Origin of the sequence: Nigerium sp., from assembly GCF_039811905.1 — a bacterium.
In the GTDB taxonomy this organism is placed as follows: domain Bacteria; phylum Actinomycetota; class Actinomycetes; order Propionibacteriales; family Propionibacteriaceae; genus Propioniciclava.
Genome location: NZ_JBDHZL010000016.1, coordinates 15100 through 32375, shown reverse-complemented (window position 1 = coordinate 32375; position 17276 = coordinate 15100). Strand labels below are relative to the sequence as shown.

Genomic DNA, 17276 nt, shown 5'->3' with positions numbered 1-17276 from the left:
GGCGGCAGGGGCGTCAGCGGCCCACCGAGCGCGCCATCCGGTCGACGGCCTCGGTGATGATCTCGGGCGAGGCGGCCAGGTTCATCCGGACGAATTGCCCGTAGTCGGCGCCGAAGTCGGCGCCGTTGTTGAGCGCGACCTTCCCCTCCGTCCGGAAGTGTGCGGCCGGCTTGTCGAGCCCGAGGGCGGTGCAGTCGAGCCACGCCAGGTACGTGCCGGGCGCGCGCTGGTACACGACCTCGGGCAGCCGTTCGGCGAGCAGCCGCGCGAGCAGGTCCTTGTTGGCGGCCACCTCGGCCATGAGGTCGTCCACCCAGCCCTGGGCGTGCGTGAGGGCGGCGGTGTGGGCGATTTTCGCGATCTGCCCAGTCGACTGGCGCGCCAGCGGCGGCAGCTTCTCCAGGCCCTCGGCGGCGTCCGTGCCCCGGACGATCAGCCCGCCCTTGAAGCCGGCCAGATTCCAGCCCTTGCCGGCCGACGTCGCGACGAACGCCCCGGACGTCTCCGGCACCGACAGCAGCGGGACGAACTCGGTGCCAGGATCCACGAGGACGCCGTGGATTTCGTCGGCGATCAGCGCGACGCCGAACTCGGCGCACAGGCTCGCGACGGCGGCCAGCTCCTCGCGCGTGTGGACCGTGCCGGTCGGGTTGTGCGGCGAACAAAGGACGTAGGCACTCGGGCGGTCCGGGCCGGCGAACGCGGCGCGCAGGCCGTCGAGGTCGAGCCGCCCGTCGACCAGCGGAACCTCGGTGATGTGCCGGCGGTAGCCGGCGATGACCTGCCAGAACGGCGCGTAGACCGGGGGGTTGAGCACGATGTGATCGCCCTCGTCGGTGAGCCCCTGCAGCAGCGCCAGCATCGCGTTCATCACGTCGCCGACGCGGGCCATCTCCGCGAGGGGGTCCGGCGACCAGCCCCACCGGGCGCGGGCCATCTCGGCGAAGGCCTCCTGGTACTGCGTGCCCTCGGGGTAGCCGGTGTCGCCGGCCTCGACGGCGTCCACGATCGCGTTGGTGATCGCGGCGGGGAGGGTCACGTCCATCTCCGCGACCCACAGCGGCAGCACGTCGGGGCCGTAGCGGCGCCACTTCATGGACGTGCGGCGGCGAAGGACGGACTCGGGAAGGGAGAGGATGGCCATGCGGCGCATTCTGCCACCCGTTTTCGGGGGCGGTCCGTATGCTGACGGGATGGCACGCTACTTCGACGTCCATCCGGCCAATCCGCAGCATCGCTCCTTGTCGCAGGTCGTCGAGATCCTGAACGACCGGGGCGTGATCGCCTACCCGACCGATTCGGCCTTCGCCCTCGGCTGCACGATGGGCCACAAGGAGGGCCTGGAGCGCATCCGGCGCATCCGCGGGCTGGGCGAGAAGCACCAGTTCACGCTGGTGTGCAGCGAGTTCGCGCAGCTCGGCGAGTACGTGCAGATGGACAACGACGTCTTCCGGGCGATCAAGGCCGTGACCCCGGGGCCGTACACGTTCATCCTGAAGGCCACCCGCGAGACGCCGCGGGCCATGCTGATGCCGAAGAAGCGCACCGTGGGCGTCCGGGTGCCCGACCACGTCACGGCGCTGGCGCTGCTCGACGAACTCGGGTCGCCGATGGTCTCCAGCTCGCTGATCCTGCCCGGCGAGGACGATCCGCTGATCGACGGCTGGACGGTGAAGGAGGAGCTCGACCACCAGGTGGACGCCGTCCTCGACTCCGGGGACTGCGGGCTCGGCCCGACGACGGTCATCGACTTCTCCGAGGGCGACGTCGAGATCCTGCGGCGGGGCGCGGGGGACACCGCGCCGTTCGAGTAGCCGGGCCGGCGGCGTTCCGGCTAGCCGCGTGGGCGTCCCGAGGGGCGGCGGCGGAGGCGTCCGTCTCGCACGTCGGGCCGAACCCGACGACGACCGGTGCGGGTGGGATACGATTCGACCGACCGAGGCCCGCCGTCGTCGTGGGCATGGAGGCGAGGAGTACATCGTGAGGGCGTCCGACTTCGAGTTCGTGCTCGGCTGGTCGCGCCTTCACATCGACATGATGCAGGTCTCCTCCCGTCAGTGTCGTTGTTGCTGACGGCCCCGCTCTCGTGAAGCCCGGGGGTTCTCCCCGCTGCTTCCTCACCATGCCCGTGGCCGTGGCGCATCCCGGTCAGATCCGGCCCACGCCCGCGGAGCGACCATCCAACCCGAGAAGGATCATCCGCATGACATCTCTCAAGGGCCTGAAGGCCCTCATCATCGCATTGGTGCTGGCGCTCAGCGTGACCGCCTGCTCGTCGGGCACGGCGGCGTCGCCGGGCGGCGCGAGCACCGCCGAGTCCGGCAAGCCGATCACGATCGGCGTCGTCGGCGCCTCGCAGGACCAGTGGACCGTCTTCAAGAAGCTGGCCGACGCGCAGGGCCTCAACGTGCAGCTGCAGAACTTCACCGACTACACGACGGAGAACCCGGCCGTGTCGAACGGGTCGCTGACGGCGAACCAGTTCCAGCACATCCTCTACCTTGCGCAGTACAACAAGGACAACAAGGCCGACCTCGTCCCGCTCGCGGCGACGGCGATCTACCCGCTGGCCCTGTACTCGAAGAAGTACACCAAGATCGAGGACATCCCGGCCGGCGCGCAGATCGCCGTGCCGAACGACGAGACGAACAAGTCGCGCGCGCTGCACGTGCTGGCCGAGGCGAAGCTGGTCACGCTCAAGGCGGGCACGGGCGTCATCGCCGGCGAGGAGAACATCGACACGGCGGCGTCCAAGGTGACGGTCGCGCCGATGGACGCGCAGCAGACGGTCACGGCGCTGCCGTCGATCGCGGGCGCGGTCGTGAACAACGACTTCGTGGCGGACGCCGGGCTCGACCCGAAGACCGCGCTGTTCGCCGACGACGCGGCCTCGGAGGCGGCGCAGCCGTACATCAACGTGTTCGTCGTCCGGAAGGCCGACGCGCAGAACGCCGACCTCCAGAAGGTCGCCAAGCTCTTCAGTGAGAAGGAGTTCCGCGACGCGCTGTCGAAGGATTCGGGGAACTCGGCCGTCTTCGTGGAGAAGACGCCGGAGGAGCTGCAGAAGATCCTCGCCGACGTCACGGCGCAGCTCGGCTGAGGTTCTCGTGAGTGAACCACTCATCACGTTCGACCGCGTGCGCAAGGTCTTCGGGGACGGCCCGACGGCCGTGCACGCGGTCGACGATGTGAGCTTCGAGATCGCCCGGGGGGAGATCTTCGGCGTGATCGGGTTCTCGGGGGCCGGCAAGTCGACCCTGGTGCGCCTGATCAACGGCCTCGAGCCGACGACGTCGGGGAAGGTCGTCGTCGACGGCGCCGAGGTGTCGGCGATGAGCGAGCGGCAACTGCGGACCGTCCGCCCCGAGATCGGGATGGTGTTCCAGCAGTTCAACCTCTTCCTGTCCAAGACGATCGCCGAAAACGTCGCCTACCCGCTGCGCCTGGCGAAGGTGGACGCCGCCGAGCGGTCCCGGCGGGTGGCCGAGTTGCTGGACTTCGTGGGGCTGGGCGACAAGGCGTCCGCGTACCCGGCCCAGTTGTCGGGCGGGCAGAAGCAGCGCGTCGGCATCGCGCGGGCGCTCGCGACGAACCCGAAGATCCTGCTGGCCGACGAGTCGACGTCGGCCCTCGACCCGCAGACCACCCGCGAGGTGCTCGACCTCATGCGGGAGGCCAACCGGGAGCTCGGCATCACGATCGTGCTCATCACGCACGAGATGGACGTCGTCCGGTACCTGTGCGACCGCGTCGCGATCATGGAGAACGGCCGGGCCGTCGAGATCGGCGACGTCTACGACATCTTCGCGAACCCGCGCGAGGCGGTGACGCGGCGGTTCGTCCGCAGCGCCATGCGCGACCGGCCGAGCGAGGAGGCGCTCGTGCGGCTCGCCCGGTCGCATCCGGGGCGCATCGTGACCGTCGGCGTCTCCGACGACCCGGAGGCGTCCGATCGCTGGAACGTTTTCGCGAAGCACAACGTGGCGGCCCAGATCATCTACGGCGGCATCGTCGAGGTCGGTGAGCGTCCGTACGGGTCGCTCACGTACGCGCTCACCGGCGCGGACGCCGACGTCGACGCCGCGCTCGCCGAACTCGGCCGGGGGTCGACCATCGAGGAGCATCACGTGGAGGAGGCGTCATGAAGTTCGACTTCGCGACCAGCGGCGGGGTGTTCGTCGAGGCGATCGGGACGACGCTCTACATCGTCGCCGTCGCCATGGGCATCGGCGGCATCGTCGGGCTCCTGCTGGGCATCACGCTGTTCATCACGCGCCCCGGCGGGCTGCACCCGAACAAGGTGCTGTCCACGATCCTGAACCTCGTCATCAACTTCTTCCGGCCGATCCCGTTCATCATCTTCATCGCGGCGATGGGCCCGGTGACGCTCGCCGTCGTCGGGACCAGCATCGGGACGAACGCGTTCCTGTTCCCCGCCGCGCTGATGGTGTCGTTCGCGTCCTCGCGGCTCGTGGAGCAGGCGCTGGTCGGCCTGGATCCAGGCGTCGTCGAGGCGGCGCGGGCGATGGGGGCGTCCACCTGGACGATCATCCGGACCGTCGTGATCCCCGAGGCGCTGGCCCCGCTGATCCTGGCGTACACGTTCCTGTTCGTCGCCGTCATGGACATGTCCGCGTTGGCGGGCATCGTCGCCGGCGGCGGCCTGGGCGCGTTCGCGCTCAGCTACGGCTACCAGCGCTTCGACTGGGCCATCACCTGGATCACCGTGGCCGTCATCGTGGTCATGGTGCAGGCCGCGCAGTTCCTGGGCAATCGCCTGGCCGCGCGCGCCTTGCATCGCTGAGCGGCGTCCCGCTCTTCTCACTCACCGGCGTGGCCGGCGGCCCCGCCGCCGGCCACGCGGGCGTCAGGACGGCTGGTCGGCGTCCGGCTGGGGCTCGTCGGCTTTGGTGGACGCCGCCCGCGGGCGGCGCGTGGACGTGCGGCTCCGCGTGGTGGACGCCGTCGTGCGACGCCGCGTCGCCGGCTTGGACGCCTCGGCCGCGGGTGCCTCGCTGACGGGTGCCTCGGCGGCGGTTGTGTCGGCACCGGGGGCGTCCTGTGGGGGCTGCTCCTGGTCGGCGGCGGTCTCGCCGGTCGCCGATTCGGGCCCGCTGGCGGGGGCCGGGGCAGCCGCCTCGGCGGCCTGCGGATCGTGCGCCTCGGCGTCCGCGTGCTGCTTGTCCTTCTTCTTCTTTTTCTTCTTCTTGGGCTCGTCCTCGTCCTCGGGGTCGACGTACTTGTGGCCGATGCCGTTCTTGACCAGCTCGGACGCGTGGTCGGGCACCTCGTTCTGGAGGCTGCGCGCGGTGCGCCGGTAGCCGGTGCTCTCCGGACGCTCGGGGAACTCGATGGGCGGCCGGGAGACGTGCTCGTAGGGGACCGAATCGAGCAGGTGGGCGATCATGTTGATACGGGCCCGCTTCTTGTCCTCGGCCTCGACGACGTTCCAGCGGTTGCCGGGGACGTCGGTGTGGACGAACATCTCGTCTTTGGCGCGGCTGTAATCCTCCCAGCGGGTGAGGGATTCGAGGTCGGTGGGGGAGAGCTTCCAGCGGCGCATCGGGTCCGTCATGCGCGAGCGGAAGCGCTTCTCCTGCTCGTGATCGGACACCGAGAACCAGTACTTGCGCAGCATGATGCCGTCGTCGATGAGCATGCGTTCGAACGTCGGCACCTGGCGCAGCCAGCGGACGTGCTCCTCGGGCGTGCAGTAGCCCATGACCTTCTCGACGCCGCCGCGGTTGTACCACGACCGGTCGAAGAGCCGGATCTCGCCGGCCGCCGGCAGGTGCTCGATGTAGCGCTGGAAGTACCACTGCGACTTCTGCCGCTCGGTGGGCGCCGGCAACGCGACGATGCGCGCGACCCGGGGGTTCAGGTATTCGGTGATGCGCTTGATCGCGCCGCCCTTGCCCGCGGCGTCACGGCCCTCGAAGATGACCACGAGCCGGGCGCCGGTGGCCTTGACCCACTCCTGCATCTCCACGAGTTCGGTCTGCAGGCGGGTCATCTCCGCCTCGTACAGCTTCTTGTCGAGCTTTGCCTTCTTTGCCATGGCTCATCTTGCCCACCGCGACGCCCGTCACGGAAGCGTTCGGGCAAACTGTCCACCGTGATCTACCTTCCTGCCTTCGAAGCATCCGTGGCCTTGTCGCGCTGGACGGGGCGTCCCCAGGGCATGTCCATCGACCCGATCGGCGTCGAGTGTTTCGTCGACGTCCCGCGGGGCCGCGGCCTCTTCGGCCGTGGCAAGCCGACGCCCGAGCCGTACCTGCACGTGCTCGTGCACGACGAGCTGCCGAGCGACCGCATCCGGTCGTGGGCCGCCCGGCAGGTGGCGCTGATGCTCGCCCTGGACGCCGACCCGCAGCTCGCCGGCGACCCGCTGAACCGGGCGGCCGACGAGCAGGGGCGCGGTCTGCAGGGGCGTGACTGGGTGCCGGCGACCGTGGTGCTGGACGGCCAGGCGCGGGAGGCGTCCGTGTACGAGGCGGCGCCCGACCGGTGGGCTGCCTACCTCGACCTGGGCGAGGACCGCGTGGTGATCGTCGGCCGCGACCTCGCGCTCGCCGACGCGCCCCTGCGGACGGCGTCCGCCGACGAGGCGCGCGAGCTGCGCACCGAGGCGCTGAAGGTGTGAGGGCTGCCACGCGGTTCTCCGGTCTCGCGTGGCGGGCGGCGGTGGGCGCGTCCACCGGGGGCGCGTAACCGGGACGGCAACGCGCCGAAACGTGGCCGATACACGCGCTGGCTAGCGTGAAGACCTCGCGCGAGCGATTCGGCATCGGGTCGGGCGCTCGTCCCTCTTCACGTTGGGAGCGTCCATGACCATCGACGAACGACGCACCGCCGCCGCCCTGGAGACCGCTCTGGGACGCCGCAGCTTCATGGCCGCCGTCGCGGCCGTGACCGCGGGCGCGGCGGTGCCCGCCACCGCCTACGCCGCGCCGACCCCGGTGCCGACCGGGTCGCGCCGGGGGCGTCCGGGGGAGATCTTGCAGCCGGGCCGCGGACCGATCGCGGGTGACACGTACCTGCCGTCGCGTCCCGATGAGGTGCTGTGGGGGTACGTGCCGACGGTGCACGCCTCGCCGGTGGCCACGGTTCGGTCGGGCCGGACGATCACGATCGACGCCGTCTCCCACGAGGGCATCCTGGAGGACCAGGGCCGCGATCCGGTCGCGTACTTCGCCGGGCACGGCGTCCCGCGGGCGCGGGTGTTGGCGGACGCGACGGAGATCGCGGCGTCCTATGACCGGACTAAGCGGAACTTCGACGTCGACGGTCCGCACGTGGTGACCGGGCCGGTCGCCGTGGCGGGTGCCGAGCCGGGCGACGTGCTGAAGATCGAGACCGTCGACCTGCGGGCGCGGGTGCCGTACGGCGTCGTGTCGTCGCGGCACGGCAAGGGGGCGCTCGCGCGGACGGCGTCCGGGGGCGCGCCGGCCGGCATCACGCTCGCCGAGGTGATGCCGCCGGTGGCGACGGATGGGCGGGCGTCCGGTGAGCCGACGAAGTACGGCAACGTGTCGGTGTTCACGCGGGTGGAGGGCGACACGGGGGTGATGACGAGCGGACGCCGCGACGTGCGGTTCCCGCTCAACCCGTTCTTCGGGATGATGGGCGTCGCGTTCTCGGGGGCGTCCGGGCTGACGGACCCGAGCGCGAACTCGATCCCGCCGACGTTGGGCGGTGGGAACATCGACATCCGGCTGCTGGGGAAGGGATCGACCTTCTACCTGCCCGTGAAGGCGCCGGGAGCGCTGTTCTACGTCGGGGACCCGCACATGGCGATGGGCGACGGCGAGGTGTCGCTGACGGCGATGGAGGGGTCGCTGCGCGGGACGTTCCGGCTGACCGTCTGCAAGCCGGGCTCCGGGGACGCCCCCTCGGTCGCGTATCGGTACCCGTTCGGGGAGACGAAGGACGCGTGGATCCCGATCGGGCTCTCCGACCCGGACGGCTCGGTGGACGGCCAGTCGTCGGACCTCAACGTCGCCATGCGGCGGGCCGTGGTGAACGCGCTGGACTTCCTCCAGCACGACCAGGGCATCGACCGGGCCGTGGCGTACGCGTACCTGTCCGCGGCGGCCAACTTTGTGGTGTCGCAGGTGGTCGATCGCACCACCGGCGTCCACGGGGTGGTGCGGAAGGCGGACTTCCGGTAGGGGTGGGCGAAACGCTGCAGGTCTTTCGCGAAACGCTGCAGGTGTTTCCGCAACGCTGCAGGTGTTCTCGAAACGCCGGCCTTAAGCCGGAACGCTGCCTTACGTAAGGCAGCGTTCCGGCCGGAGGCAGGCGTTGTGGAAACGCTGCAGGCGTTTCGCGGTTTACTGCAGGCGTTTCGCACACACTGCAGGTCTTACGAAACGCTGCAGGCGTTTCGGGGCCATGCCCTGCGGCGAGAGCCCCCTCGGGCCCTGGGGCCCTCGACCCACGTCGCGCTGGTACCTCTAGGGTTTGCCCACGAGGTGTGAGCAAACAACAGGGCCGATCACGTCGGGGTGTGATCGTCGGACGTCCGAGGTTGCCCGAATCCCCGGACTCGACCAGGGTCACCGAACGCGGTCGTCCCCTCACCCCACCGGCGTGAGGGTCCAGTCGGTGTCGCGATCTCCGCCTTCGGACGCCTTCTCCGCGGTCTTGTGTGCGGTGGCGACCATCAGCTTGATCCGGTTCAGCTGGTTCACCTCGGACGCCCCCGGGTCGTAGTCGATGGACGTCACGTTCGCCTCGGGGTACAGCCGGCGCAACTCGCGGAACATGCCCTTGCCGACGACGTGGTTCGGCAGGCAGGCGAACGGTTGGGCGCAGATGATGTTCGGCGTCCCGGTCTCGATGAGCTCGATCATCTCGGCGGTCAGCAACCAGCCCTCGCCGGCGGTCGTCCCGAGCGAGACGATCGACTCGGCCCGCTGGGCCATCGCGCCCAGGTCGTGCGGGACGGCGAACTTGCCGCCCGACCGACCCAGCGCCCGCTTCGCCGGACGCAGGTACTGCTCGATCAGCCACACGATGCCCTGCTGCAGCCGGACGCCGTTCTTCGACCCGATGCCCAGGTTGTCCAGGCGCCACTGGGCCGCGTGCATGTTCATCATGAAGAACTGCAGCAGCCCCGGCAGGACCGCCTCGCACCCCTCCGACTCGATCACCCGGACGGCGTCGTTGTTCGCGTCCGGCTGGAACTTCACCAGGATCTCCCCGACGAGCCCCACGCGCGGCTTGCGGGCCCCCGGCGCGAGCGGCAGCCGGTCGAACTCGGCCACGATGTGGTCGATGAGCCACCCGTACCCGACGCGTCGGTTGAGCGTCGACGACCAGTTGCCCGTGTTGAAGAACTCGCGGGCGACGGCGTCCCACTTCTCGTACAGCGCGTTCGCCGCCCCCGGCACCGCCTCGTAGGGGCGGGTGCGCAGGAGCACGTTCTGCAGGACGTCCCCGACGACGATCGCCTGGATGATCCGATGCACGAACCCCGGCGTCAGCTTGAACCCGGGGCTCTCCTCGAGCCCCTGCGCGCTCACCGCGAGCACGGGCACCTGGGGGTAGCCGGCGTCCTTCAGGCCCTTGCGCAGCATGCCCGCATAGTTCGTCGCCCGGCACATGCCGCCGGTCTGCGTGATGACGACCGAGCTGGCCTGCGGGTCGGCCTTGCCCGACACGAACGCGTTGATGAGCTGTCCGATCACCATGATGGCCGGGTAGCAGACGTCGTTGTTGACGTACTTCAGGCCGACCTCGACGTCCTCGGCGGAGGCATGCTCCAGCAGCTCGACGTTGTAGCCCATCCGCCGCATCACCGGCACGACGAGCCTGAAGTGGATCGGCGCCATCTGCGGCGCGTAGATCGTGTGCTCCTTGCGCGCCTGCTTCGTGAACGCCGGGAAGGTCTCGCCCTTCGCCTCCTCGTCGTACGTCGCCACCACCGCGGACGCCCGCCGCTCGGCCGTCGCCGCCTTCAGCGACCGCAGCCGGATCGTTGCCGCGCCCAGGTTCGACACCTCGTCGATCTTCAGCACCGTGTACACGTCGTCGCCGGCCTCCAAGATCTCCTGCACCTGGTCGGTCGTCACCGCGTCCAGCCCGCAGCCGAACGAGTTGAGCTGCACCAACTGCAGCTCCGGCTCGCCGCGCACCACGCCGGCCGCCTCGTAGAGGCGGCTGTGATAAGACCACTGATCCCGGACACGCAGCGGACGCTCCAGCCGCGGCACCTGGGCCACGGCGTCCTCGCTGAGGACGACCATGCCGAGCTGGTTGATCATGTCCGGGATGCCGTGGTTGATCTCGGGATCGACGTGATACGGACGCCCCGCGAGCACGATGCCCTTCGCGTGATGCTCCGCCATGTACTCCAGCGCCCGGACGCCCTCGGCCGCCACGTCGGCCTTCGCGCGGGCGTCCTCCTCATACCCCAGCCGGACGGCCTCCCGGGCCTCGTCGAGGCTCACGTCCCACGCCTCGAAGATCTCGGTCAGCCGCTCGGCCAGCTTGTCGGGGTTCGCGAGGTTCACGAACGGGTCGAGGTACTTCACGCCCGGCTCGCGCAGGCGGTCCATGTTGTTGGCCAGCAACTGCGGGTAGAACGCGACGACGGGGCAGTTGAAGTGGTTGTCCTGCGCCTCGAAGTTCTGCTGCTCGTAGCTTACGCACGGGTAGAAGATCGTCCGGACGCCCTTGTCGAGCAGCCATTCCACGTGGCCGTGGGCCAGTTTGGCCGGGTAGCAGACGTTCTCGGACGGGATCGACTCCATGCCCGACTCGAACAACTCGTGGCTCGAACGCCCCGACAGCACGACCTTGAAGCCCAGGTGGGTGAGGATCGTGAACCACAGCGGGTAGTTCTCGTACATGTTGAGCACGCGCGGGATGCCGATCTCCCCGCGGAAGGCCTTGGCGTCCGTCAGCCGCCGGTACCCGAAGATCCGCTTGTACTTGTAGTCGTACAGGTTCGGGATCGACGACTTCCGCGGCTTCGCCTCGGTGGACGCCCCCCGCTCGCACCGGTTGCCGGAGACGTGCTGCGTCCCGTCCGGGAAGTGCGACACCGTGAGCCCGCAGTGGTTCTGACAGAGCTGGCAGGTGCGGCGCTCGGTCTCCAGATGGAAGCCGGCGAGCTCGTCGAGGCCCAGCAGCGACGTGCGCTCGCCCGGCTTGAAGTGGCGGTGGGCGGTGAGGGCGGCGCCGAACGCACCCATGAGGCCCGCGACGTCCGGACGCACGACCTCGCGCCCGGTCAGCAGCTCGAAGGCGCGCAGGACGGCGTCGTTCAGGAACGTCCCGCCCTGCACCACGACGCGCTCGCCGAGCGCGTCGGCGTCCTTGAGCTTGATGACCTTGTACAGCGCATTGCGCACGACCGAGTAGGAGAGCCCGGCGGAGATCTCGCCGACGTTCGCGCCCTCCTTCTGCGCCTGCTTCACCGAGCTGTTCATGAAGACGGTGCAGCGGGACCCCAGATCGACCGGCCGGGACGCCTCCAGCGCCGCGGCGGCGAAGTGCTGGACGTCGGTGCCCATCGTCTCGGCGAACGTCTGCAGGAACGAGCCGCAGCCCGAGCTGCACGCCTCGTTGACCGAGATGGAGTCGACGGCCCCGTTGCGGATGCGCAGGTACTTCATATCCTGCCCGCCGATGTCGATGACGCTCGTGACCCCGGGCGCGATGTGCTCGGCGGCGCGGTAGTGGGCCATCGTCTCGATCTCGCCGTCGTCGACGCGGAGCGCGGCCTGGATGAGCGCCTCGCCGTAGCCCGTGACGCAGGCGCGGCCGAGGTGGGCGTCCGGGGGCAGCTCGCGCCGGATGCGCGCGACGATCTCGACGGCCGCGCTCACCGGGTCGCCGGCATTCTTGGCGTAGTGGGAGAACACGATCTCGTCGGCGTCGTTCAGGACGACGGCCTTGATCGTCGTCGAGCCGGCGTCGATGCCGAGGAAGCAGTCGCCGTGGGCGTCCTCGAGGCTGCGCTGCGGGATGGTGGCCCGCGCGTGCCGCTCGGTGAACGCCTGGCGCTCGGCGTCGTCCGCGAACAGCGGACGCATGGTGGGGGAGGCCAGCGGGATCACCGTCGTCGGGTTGGTCAGCCCCGCGACCAGCTCGGAGGGCCGCTTCGGCGTCCCGGACGCCAGCATCGCCGAGCCCAGCGCGACGTAGAGCTGGGCGTCGTCGGGGGTCGTGAAGGAGTCCACCTGCCCGGCCAGCGCGCGCTCGTACGCCGAGCGCAGCTCGGGCAGGAAGTGCAGCGGGCCGCCGAGGAACATCAGGTTGCCTCGGATCGGACGCCCACAGGCGAGACCCGCGATCGTCTGGGTCGCGACCGCCTGGAACACGGACGCCGCGAGGTCGGTGTGGGCCGCGCCCTGGTTCAGCAGGGGCTGCAGGTCGGACTTCGCGAACACGCCGCAGCGCGAGGCGATCGGGTAGAGGTGGGTGTAGTGGGACGCGAGCTCGTTGAGGCCGGAGGCGTCCGTGTGCAGCAGCGTCGCCATCTGATCGATGAACGCGCCGGTGCCGCCCGCGCACGTGCCGTTCATGCGCTGCTCGGGGGTCGGCTTGAGGTACGTGATCTTCGCGTCCTCGCCGCCGAGCTCGATGACGACGTCGGCCTCGGGATGGCGACGCTCGATGGCCTCGGTGGCCGCGATCACCTCTTGGACGAAGGACGCGCCCATCATCTGCGCGACCTGAAGGCCGCCCGAGCCGGTGATGCCCACGGTCATGGGGGAGTCCCCGACGTGCTCGGTGAGCGAGTCGATGAGCCGTCGCACCTCGCCGCGGACGTCCGCGTGGTGTCGTCGGTAGTCGGCGTGGACGATCTCCTCGCCGTCGAGGACCACCGCCTTGACCGTCGTCGAACCGATGTCGAGCCCCAAGGCGAGTGCTGCCACGATGTCGCTCCCAAACCGAATGATCGTTCTAGTACGGGCCACGATAGCCGGAAACCCGACGAAAGCCCCGTTGGTCGCGGCCACTGGGCAGGAGTGTCCGACATATGAGCACAGCGTCACGGGTCGCCGGGCTCCCGGACGCCTCCCCGGGACGCCCGCGTCGCGGCCCGCCCGGGCCGGGGGGCGGTACCCGCGAGGCGGACCAAGGCCCGTGCGGTAGCGTGGCCGCGATGGGAGGGATGATGGCGACAGCGCGCGGCAGCAAACGGGCGAGCATCGTGGCCGCGGCCGCTGAGCTCATCCGCACCCGGGGCGTCCACGCGACGTCCATCGCGGAGATCATCGCGGCGTCCGATTCGTCCGCGGGCACCATCTACCACCACTTCGCGAACAAGAACGAGATCGTCCTGGCCGTGGCTGTCGACACGGTGTCGGAGCCGCTGCAGGCGATCGTGCGGCAGCCGTGGGGCGACTCCATGTCGCCCGGTGCGCTCCTGCGCGCCATCGCCGAGGCCGTGTTCACCGGCGAGGTCGAGTCGGCCCTCATCGTGCAGCTCTGGGCGGGGTCGGCGAACGACCCGCAGCTCAAGTCGCTGCTGTCGGAGCAGTTGACCGGCGTCCGCGAGGAGATCAAGCGTCGGCTCGCGCGCTGGCTCGAAGCCCAGGGCGAGCCGGACGCCTCCGCGCGCGCCGAGACCCTCGCGTTGGTCACGATGGGCCAGGTCATGGGCATGCTCGCGGCGCGCACGATGCTGCCGCACCTCGATCGGGACGCCTACCTCGACGAGGCCGCCGCGTTGCTGGACGGCGCCGGGCGTGGCTGATCCCCGGGCGGGCGGGAGGCCCTGGCTCGGGGCGCTGAGCGTGGTCGGCGGGGCCATGCTGTGGGGCACGACCGGCACCTCGCAGGCCCTGCTCGGGCCCGGCACGACGCCGGTCGGCGTCGGGGCCACTCGCCTGCTGATCGGCGCGGTCGCGCTGCTCGCCGGGGCGGCGATGGCGAACCGCGGCGCGCTCGTCGGGGTGTTCACGAGGCGCCGGCTGCCCTGGCTGGTGGGTGGCGGCGCGGGCATCGTGGCCTACCAGCTCACGTTCTTCAACGGCGTCGCGCGCACGGGCGTCGCGACCGGCACGCTCATCATGCTCGCGACGGCGCCCCTGGTCGCGGGCCTCGTGGGGTGGGTGGTCCTGCGGGATCGCCTCACCCTCGCCTGGGCGGCCGGCACGCTGATCGCGCTGGCCGGCTGCGCCCTGCTGGTGGCCGGCGCCGGCGCCGCGGTGCGCGTCGACCCGCTCGGGGTCGCGTCGGCCGTCGGCGCCGGGGTCTCGTTCGCCGTGTACTCGGTGTGCGGCCGCGTGCTCATGACGACGGGCGTCGACCCGCTGACGGGGGCCGCCGCGGTGTTCGGCGTCGGGCTGCTCGGCATGCTCGTGCCGCTGGCGACCGCGGACCTCTCGTGGGTGTGGACGCCGCGCTCCCTCGCGATCCTCGCCTGGCTCGGCGTCGGCGCGACCGCGCTGGCCTACCTGCTCTACCAGCGGGGGCTCGCCACCGTGCCGGCCGCCGTGGCGAGCACGCTGGCGCTGGCGGAGCCGATGACGGCGTCCCTGCTCGCGGTGCTCGTGCTCCGTGAGCCGATGACGCCGGTCTCGGCGGCCGGGCTGCTGCTCGTGCTGGTGGGCCTGGCCGCGGTGGGGTTGCTCAGTTCGCGGAGGCGTCCGGCCCGCCGAGCCCCTTGAGGAAGTCCTCGAACTCGGCGCCGATCTCGTCGGCGGACGGCAGATTCTCCGCCTCGGCGGTGATGCGGCGGCGGCCCTCCACGAACGCGTCGTAGTTCTGCTCGAGCTGCCGGACGACCTCGCCCACTTCGTCGGACGCCTCGACCTGCTCGGTCACGCCGGCGAGCGTGGCCGCCGCGGCGACCTCCAGCGCGGAGGTCGGGATGTCGAGCGACGCCGTCTTGCTCAGCTCGCCGAGCAGCGCGATCGCCGCCGGGGCGTAATCGCCTTCGGCAAGGTAGTGCGGCACGTGGGCGACGAGCCCGCGCACGTCGTGGCCGGCCTCGTCGAGCCGCACGGTCAGCGCCGAACCGAACGTCGCGCTCATCTGGAACGAGCCGAACACCGGCTCTTCCTCCAGCAGCGTGGGGTCGCTGGCGTACTGGGTGATGACGGTCGGCCGCGTGTGCGGGGCGGGCGCCGGGATACCCTGCAGCAGGACCGTCTGCTGGACGTCGAACTGCTCGATGAGGTGGGCGACGGACGCGGCCATGCGCTCCCACTGCAGCGACGGCTCGGGGCCCTGCAGCAGCAGGAAGTCGTTGCCGGCCGCGTCGGTCAGCTGATGCAGCGTGATCTGCGGCGGCTCATAGTCCTTCAGGTGATCGCGGTCGAACGTGACGACCGGGCGGTGGCCCGCGTAGTCGAGCACCTGGTCCATGTCGAAGTGGCCGAGCTGGTGGCCGCTCAGCGAGTCGAGGAGATGCCGGTCGACGATCGCCTGGCTGTGGCCGGCGTCCATGAAGCTGCCGAGGGTCACGACGAGCGTGTTCGCACGGACGGTGCGCTGGTCGACGTGATCCTCGTAGATGAACAGGCTGACGGGATCAAGCATGGTGACTCCTCGATCGGTTGCTGACGCCTTCCTCAACGCCGGGGTGGGGGCGGACATTCCCGACGCCCTGGCCGTCGCGGGGTTGCCGGAGGAGTCACTGCGCCGCGCCGCCGAAGCCCAACTGCCGCCACGCCTCGTACAGGGCGAGGGCGGCGGTGCTGGCCAGGTTGAGCGAGCGGCGGTCCGGCAGCATCGGGACGACGACCCGCTCGGTCACGCGCGGGTCATCGAGCACGTCGGCGTCCAGCCCGGACGGCTCGGAGCCGAACAGCAACACGTCGCCGGGGGCGTAGGCGATGTCGGTGTACCGGACGCGGGCGTGCGCGGTGAACGCGAAGACCCGGGCGGGCAAGAGGGCGGCGTAGGCGTCCTCGAGGCCGGCGTGCACGGTGGTCAGCGCGCGGTCGCGGTAGTCGAGCCCGGCGCGCTTGAGGCGGGCGTCGTCCATGGAGAAGCCGAGCGGCCCGGCGAGGTGCAGCTCGGCGCCGGTGATCGCCGAGAGCCGCATCGTGGACCCGGTGTTGTTCGGGATGCAGGGGCGGTTGAACAGGAGGCGGACGGGGCACGACACGCCCGCCAGTCTCTCACCCCGCCCGCGAGGCCCCTCCTCGGACGCCCCGAGTGCCCTTCGGACGCCGTGACCTCACGCGGCCCCGCTCGGCCAGCGCAGCTCGGCCGCGCTGACGAACCGCCGCGGGGTGCCGTCGACGGGGTCGGTGAACGCGAGCTCGCGGGCGACCAGCCGCAGGGGCCCGCCGAGGGCGTCCTCTGGCTCGGCCAGCCGCGGGGTGGGGTACAGCGGGTCGCCGACGATCGGCGCGCCCAGCCCGGAGAGCTGGACGCGGAGCTGGTGCGTCCGGCCGGTGCGGGGCGTCAGGCGGTAGCGCGCGAGGGCGCCGCGCCGCTCGACCAGGTCGACCAGCGTCTCGGCGTTGGGATCGGCGCCGGGCACCTCCACGACCTGCAGCGACCCGGCTGGCTTCGTCAGATGGCTCGCCACGACCCGCGGCCACGGTCCGGGCAGGGCGGGCGCCAGGGCCTCGTAGGTCTTCGCCGCCGCCCCGGTCGCGAACAGCGCCTGATACTGCCCGCGACACTCGCGGCGCGTGGTGAACAGCAGGACGCCCGCCGTCCCGCGGTCGAGACGGTGCGCCGCGGTGAGCTCCGGCAGGTCGAGCTCGACGCGCAGCCGCACCAGCGCCGACCGGGCGACGAACGAGCCCCGCGGCGTCGTCGCGACGCCCGACGGCTTGTCGATCGCGACGATCTGCTCGTCGCGCCAGAGCACCGGCAGAGGCGGGCGCGGCCCCGGCTCGGGCCGGACGCTTCGGTGGAAGAACACCAGCGTGTGCGGCCGATAGGGGGCGTCCGCCGCGAACGGACGCCCGCGGTCGTCCACGAACTCCCCGGACGCCAGTCGCTCGGCCACGCGGGCGTCCGGAGGGAGCCGTTCGGCGAGGTACTCCCGCAGGGTCGCCCACGGATGCCGCGATCCCGGGGTGTTGTCGGGCGTGCGGAGCCACGCGGCGTCCAGGCCGTGCCGCGGCGGCAGGGGGGAGCGGGGCATCGCACGTCCTTTCGGTCGGGCTCGACGACAGGTTAAGGCCTGGGCCGAGGCGTCCGGAGAGCCCGGGTCCCGCGGCCGGGCTGACAAGGGTGAATGCAACGCGAGGAACGTCGGGCCCGGCCTCGTGGTCGGGGTGAGAAAACGTGCGCCACCATCCCTTCTCGCCCGATGCGCGCGAGTAGTAGCGTGCCGACCAGCCGGGCAC

At 70.9% G+C, this 17276-nt stretch carries 14 protein-coding genes; 8 read left to right on the top strand and 6 right to left on the bottom strand.

What is annotated here, in order from left to right:
* Window positions 1-13: 13 nt before the first annotated feature.
* Complete coding sequence (locus WMJ97_RS05175; protein ID WP_347347907.1) at window positions 14-1144, bottom strand: aminotransferase class I/II-fold pyridoxal phosphate-dependent enzyme; 1131 nt, start codon at window positions 1142-1144, stop codon at window positions 14-16.
* Between the two features lie 49 nt (window positions 1145-1193).
* Here WMJ97_RS05175 and WMJ97_RS05170 point away from each other — a divergent pair, with 49 nt between their 5' ends.
* The 4 genes from WMJ97_RS05170 to WMJ97_RS05155 all read left to right on the top strand — a co-directional run bounded on the left by WMJ97_RS05170 (window position 1194) and on the right by WMJ97_RS05155 (window position 4804).
* On the top strand, window positions 1194-1814 hold the full coding sequence (locus tag WMJ97_RS05170; protein WP_347347906.1) for an L-threonylcarbamoyladenylate synthase: 621 nt from the start codon (window positions 1194-1196) through the stop codon (window positions 1812-1814).
* Window positions 1815-2203: 389 nt separating this feature from the next.
* A complete protein-coding gene (locus WMJ97_RS05165; RefSeq protein ID WP_347347905.1) occupies window positions 2204-3100 on the top strand; it encodes a MetQ/NlpA family ABC transporter substrate-binding protein in 897 nt (298 codons plus the stop codon).
* 7 nt (window positions 3101-3107) lie between these two features.
* Window positions 3108-4145 carry a methionine ABC transporter ATP-binding protein gene (locus WMJ97_RS05160; protein ID WP_347347904.1) on the top strand — a complete coding sequence of 346 codons (1038 nt, stop codon included), beginning with the start codon at window positions 3108-3110 and terminating at the stop codon, window positions 4143-4145.
* The gene (locus WMJ97_RS05155; protein WP_347347903.1) at window positions 4142-4804 is read left to right on the top strand and encodes a methionine ABC transporter permease; all 663 of its coding nucleotides are present in this window, start codon (window positions 4142-4144) and stop codon (window positions 4802-4804) included. Before WMJ97_RS05160 ends, WMJ97_RS05155 begins: the two co-directional genes overlap by 4 nt.
* Window positions 4805-4867: 63 nt before the next feature.
* On the opposite strand, the gene ppk2 is transcribed toward WMJ97_RS05155, so the two are convergent.
* On the bottom strand, window positions 4868-6058 hold the full coding sequence (gene ppk2 / locus WMJ97_RS05150) for a polyphosphate kinase 2 (protein WP_347347902.1): 1191 nt from the start codon (window positions 6056-6058) through the stop codon (window positions 4868-4870).
* 57 nt (window positions 6059-6115) lie between these two features.
* Here ppk2 and WMJ97_RS05145 point away from each other — a divergent pair, with 57 nt between their 5' ends.
* Together WMJ97_RS05145 and WMJ97_RS05140 are read left to right on the top strand one after the other, a co-directional pair.
* Window positions 6116-6643 (top strand): hypothetical protein, encoded by a 528-nt coding sequence (locus WMJ97_RS05145; protein ID WP_347347901.1) that lies wholly within the window; start codon window positions 6116-6118, stop codon window positions 6641-6643.
* A gap of 184 nt (window positions 6644-6827) precedes the next feature.
* A complete protein-coding gene (locus tag WMJ97_RS05140; RefSeq protein ID WP_347347900.1) occupies window positions 6828-8171 on the top strand; it encodes an acetamidase/formamidase family protein in 1344 nt (447 codons plus the stop codon).
* A gap of 408 nt (window positions 8172-8579) precedes the next feature.
* On the opposite strand, the gene WMJ97_RS05135 is transcribed toward WMJ97_RS05140, so the two are convergent.
* The gene (locus WMJ97_RS05135) at window positions 8580-12890 is read right to left on the bottom strand and encodes an acyl-CoA dehydratase activase-related protein (protein WP_347347899.1); all 4311 of its coding nucleotides are present in this window, start codon (window positions 12888-12890) and stop codon (window positions 8580-8582) included.
* A 230-nt stretch (window positions 12891-13120) separates the two neighbouring features.
* Here WMJ97_RS05135 and WMJ97_RS05130 point away from each other — a divergent pair, with 230 nt between their 5' ends.
* Together WMJ97_RS05130 and WMJ97_RS05125 are read left to right on the top strand one after the other, a co-directional pair.
* Window positions 13121-13714: a TetR/AcrR family transcriptional regulator gene (locus WMJ97_RS05130; protein WP_347347898.1), complete on the top strand. Its 594-nt coding sequence runs from the start codon at window positions 13121-13123 to the stop codon at window positions 13712-13714.
* Window positions 13707-14630, top strand: a complete 924-nt coding sequence (locus WMJ97_RS05125) for an EamA family transporter (RefSeq protein ID WP_347347897.1) — start codon at window positions 13707-13709, stop codon at window positions 14628-14630. Before WMJ97_RS05130 ends, WMJ97_RS05125 begins: the two co-directional genes overlap by 8 nt.
* Here the strand turns inward: WMJ97_RS05125 and WMJ97_RS05120 are convergent.
* The 3 genes from WMJ97_RS05120 to WMJ97_RS05110 form a co-directional block, all read right to left on the bottom strand.
* Window positions 14593-15504 carry a PAC2 family protein gene (locus tag WMJ97_RS05120; RefSeq protein WP_347347896.1) on the bottom strand — a complete coding sequence of 304 codons (912 nt, stop codon included), beginning with the start codon at window positions 15502-15504 and terminating at the stop codon, window positions 14593-14595. The two genes, WMJ97_RS05125 and WMJ97_RS05120, sit on opposite strands and share 38 nt — an antisense overlap.
* A 94-nt stretch (window positions 15505-15598) precedes the next feature.
* Window positions 15599-16075, bottom strand: coding sequence for a tRNA (cytidine(34)-2'-O)-methyltransferase (locus WMJ97_RS05115; protein ID WP_347347895.1), 477 nt, complete (start codon window positions 16073-16075; stop codon window positions 15599-15601).
* 72 nt (window positions 16076-16147) lie between these two features.
* Window positions 16148-17071 (bottom strand): pseudouridine synthase, encoded by a 924-nt coding sequence (locus tag WMJ97_RS05110; RefSeq protein ID WP_347347894.1) that lies wholly within the window; start codon window positions 17069-17071, stop codon window positions 16148-16150.
* Window positions 17072-17276 lie beyond the last annotated feature (205 nt).

Excerpts from the sequence above, each read along its gene's own strand:
- WMJ97_RS05175 (WP_347347907.1), bottom strand. The coding sequence starts at position 1,144 with ATGGCCATCCTCTCCCTTCCCGAGTCCGTCCTTCGCCGCCGCACGTCC.
- WMJ97_RS05170 (WP_347347906.1), top strand. The coding sequence starts at position 1,194 with ATGGCACGCTACTTCGACGTCCATCCGGCCAATCCGCAGCATCGCTCC.
- WMJ97_RS05165 (WP_347347905.1), top strand. The coding sequence starts at position 2,204 with ATGACATCTCTCAAGGGCCTGAAGGCCCTCATCATCGCATTGGTGCTG.
- WMJ97_RS05155 (WP_347347903.1), top strand. The coding sequence starts at position 4,142 with ATGAAGTTCGACTTCGCGACCAGCGGCGGGGTGTTCGTCGAGGCGATC.
- ppk2 (WP_347347902.1), bottom strand. The coding sequence starts at position 6,058 with ATGGCAAAGAAGGCAAAGCTCGACAAGAAGCTGTACGAGGCGGAGATG.
- WMJ97_RS05140 (WP_347347900.1), top strand. The coding sequence starts at position 6,828 with ATGACCATCGACGAACGACGCACCGCCGCCGCCCTGGAGACCGCTCTG.
- WMJ97_RS05130 (WP_347347898.1), top strand. The coding sequence starts at position 13,121 with ATGGGAGGGATGATGGCGACAGCGCGCGGCAGCAAACGGGCGAGCATC.
- WMJ97_RS05120 (WP_347347896.1), bottom strand. The coding sequence starts at position 15,504 with ATGCTTGATCCCGTCAGCCTGTTCATCTACGAGGATCACGTCGACCAG.
- WMJ97_RS05110 (WP_347347894.1), bottom strand. The coding sequence starts at position 17,071 with ATGCCCCGCTCCCCCCTGCCGCCGCGGCACGGCCTGGACGCCGCGTGG.